The 2,788-nt window shown below is 66.0% G+C and carries 2 protein-coding genes; both read right to left on the bottom strand.

Going from position 1 to position 2,788, the window contains the following annotated elements; all coding sequences use genetic code 11:
- Positions 1 to 282: 282 nt before the first annotated feature.
- Positions 283 to 909, bottom strand: a complete 627-nt coding sequence (locus VN856_RS02555) for a hypothetical protein (RefSeq protein WP_325685847.1) — start codon at positions 907 to 909, stop codon at positions 283 to 285.
- A gap of 147 nt (positions 910 to 1,056) precedes the next feature.
- Positions 1,057 to 2,679 (bottom strand): chaperonin GroEL, encoded by a 1,623-nt coding sequence (gene groL / locus VN856_RS02550; RefSeq protein ID WP_325685845.1) that lies wholly within the window; start codon positions 2,677 to 2,679, stop codon positions 1,057 to 1,059.
- Positions 2,680 to 2,788: the final 109 nt, after the last annotated feature.

Here is a 2,788-nt window from a genome sequence, read left to right as displayed (position 1 = left end):
ATCACGGGAAACGCGATCGCGCACATTGCCCACAAATACTTCGCCCGATACCGATCCCACGCCCACTGCCAAATGCGGTCCATGCCAAAACAAAACACCCCCGGGCCTGGTGACCGGGGGTGTTTCGCTATTACCTCTAGTGAGCGTGGCCGTGATGGTGGCCGGCGTGCTCGTCCTCGTCGGCGGGCTTGTCGACGATGGCCGTCTCGGTGGTCACTGATGTAAGCCATCCGGCCGGGCCGCATCGTTGCAATGAGCGTCAAACGACGGCCTCAGACGCCGTCAGCCGGCGAGCCCCTTCTTGACGACCGCGTCTTGCTTTTGGCCGACGTCGGTGACGAAGTCCGGCGGCGGCGGGGGCGAGTCCGACCCGCCAACAAACTCCAGCGTGACGAAACCTCGGCCCTCGGTGAACATCAACACCGTCAAGTTCTTTGAACCGTCCGGTGACGTACCCGTCAACATGGTTCCGCCGGTGCCAACATTGGCCGGATCCGTTTTCGGATCTTTCACCACACCCTGTCCCGTCTTTGCAGAGTTCAGCGCGCTCGTGGCAGCGGACCGATCCGGCAGGACTCGGATGGTGTCGACGATGTGGACGTCCTTGACCGTGACGCCGTTCTCATCTGCAGGGTGGGGTTGGCTGCCGAACGTTATGGCGGCTCCCGGTTGGCCATCGGGGTTGTTTGTCGGCGGGCCGGCGATGAAGGGCATCGGCGCGTCGATGTCTGTCGCCTTGATCAACAGCCCGGTGTAGTCGCTCGGCGATGCCGACGCTGAAGAACTGGGACCTGCGCTCCCAAACGTGGTGGCTGAGGTGGCCGATCCCGACTTCGTCGTCGACGGAGTGCTATTGCAGCCGGCCATCGACGCGGCCAGCATCATCGCTGCCAGTGGGCCGGCGAGCATCATCTGAGAAACCCTCATCGTGTTGCTCCCTTGTAGAGGCCCCCGATGTGCGGGCCCGATGTTTCGCGGTGCAGCGGCCTGAAAGCGCAGCAAACACAAACAAAACACCCCCGGCCACTAGGGCCGGGGGTGTTTGAAGAAAATCGCTCAGTGAGCGTGGCCGTGGTGATGCCCGTGGCCGTGGTCGGCCTCTTCGGCCGGCTTCTCGACGATGGCCGTCTCGGTGGTCAGCACCATGCGTGCCACCGATGCGGCGTTGAGCACCGCGGACCGGGTGACCTTGACCGGGTCGATGACGCCGTCGGCGGCCAGGTCGCCGTACTTCAGCGTTGCCGCGTTCAGCCCGTGGCCGACCGGCAGCTCGGCGACCTTGCTGACCGCAACCGCGCCGTCGAGGCCGGCGTTGGTCGCGATCCAGTACAGCGGTGCGCTGAGCGCGTTGGAGAACACCTCGACGCCGCTGGCCTCGTCGCCGGACAGCGATTTCTGCAGCTTCTTGAGCGCCTTGCGGGCGTGGATCAGCGCGGATCCACCACCGGGGACGATGCCCTCTTCGACAGCGGCCTTGGCGGCGGCAACGGCGTCCTCGACGCTTTCCTTGCGCTTTTTGAGCGCGGTCTCGGTGGCGGCACCGACCTTGATCACGGCTACGCCTCCGGACAGCTTGGCCAGCCGCTCTTCCAGCTTTTCGCGATCCCAGTCGGAGTCGGTGGACTCGATCTCGGCCCGCAGCTGCTTGGCGCGGTTCTCGATGGCCTCGGCGCTGCCACCACCCTCGACGATGACGGTGTCGTCCTTGCTGACCACCACCCGCCGAGCCGAACCGAGCACGTCGAGACCCACCTCGCGCAGCGCGAGCCCGACGTCGGGGTTGACCACCTGGCCGCCGGTCACGATAGCCAGGTCCTCCAGGAACGCCTTGCGGCGATCGCCGAAGAACGGCGCCTTGACCGCGACGGCCTTCAGCGTCTTGCGGATGGCGTTGACCACCAGGGTCGACAGCGGCTCGCCCTCAACATCCTCGGCGATCACCAGCAGCGGCTTACCGGCCTCGGCGACCTTCTCCAGCAGCGGCAGCAAGTCGGGCAGCGAGCTGATCTTGTCGCGGTGCAACAGGATCAGGGCGTCCTCGAGCACGGCCTGCTGAGCGTCGAAGTCGGTGACGAAGTAGGCCGACAGGAAGCCCTTGTCGAAGCCGACACCCTCGGTGAACTCGAGCTCGGTGTTCAGCGTCGACGACTCCTCGACACTCACCACCCCGTCGTGCCCGACCTTGGTCATCGCCTCACCGACCAGCTCACCGATCACCTCGTCACGCGACGACACGGTGGCCACCTGCGCGATACCGGTCTGGCCGGACACCGGGGTGGCCGCCGCCAGCAGCGCCTCGGACACCGCGTCGGCGGCCTTGCCGATACCCAGTCCGAGCGCGATCGGGTTGGCGCCCGCCGCGACGTTGCGCAGTCCGTGCTTGATGATGGCCTGCGCCAGCACGGTCGCGGTGGTGGTGCCGTCGCCGGCGACGTCGTTGGTCTTGGTGGCCACCGACTTCACCAGCTGGGCGCCCAGGTTCTCGAACGGGTCCTCCAGGTCGATCTCACGCGCGACGGTGACGCCGTCGTTGGTGACGGTGGGGCCGCCGAATGCCTTGGCCAGCACCACATGTCGGCCGCGCGGCCCCAGCGTCACCCGGACAGTGTCGGCGAGCTTGTTCACGCCTGCCTCCATGGCGCGGCGCGCGGTTTCGTCGTACTCAATCAGTTTGCTCATCAGGTTCCTTTAAGAGGCGCGATAACGCGTGCCGCCCCGGCAATCGCCCGTGGTTCAACACAGGGATCGCCGGGGCGAGCACGACTAATTACTTGGATACAACAGCCAG

The sequence above is a fragment of the Mycobacterium sp. genome (assembly GCF_035603715.1).
Lineage (GTDB): Bacteria > Actinomycetota > Actinomycetes > Mycobacteriales > Mycobacteriaceae > Mycobacterium.
The sequence above is the reverse complement of the archived record's forward strand: the minus strand, read 5'-3'. Positions and strand labels throughout refer to the sequence as shown.

What these genes read in the sequence shown, in the direction of transcription:
- VN856_RS02555 (WP_325685847.1), bottom strand. Translation starts at nt 909, where the DNA reads ATGCTCGCCGGCCCACTGGCAGCGATGATGCTGGCCGCGTCGATGGCC.
- groL (WP_325685845.1), bottom strand. Translation starts at nt 2,679, where the DNA reads ATGAGCAAACTGATTGAGTACGACGAAACCGCGCGCCGCGCCATGGAG.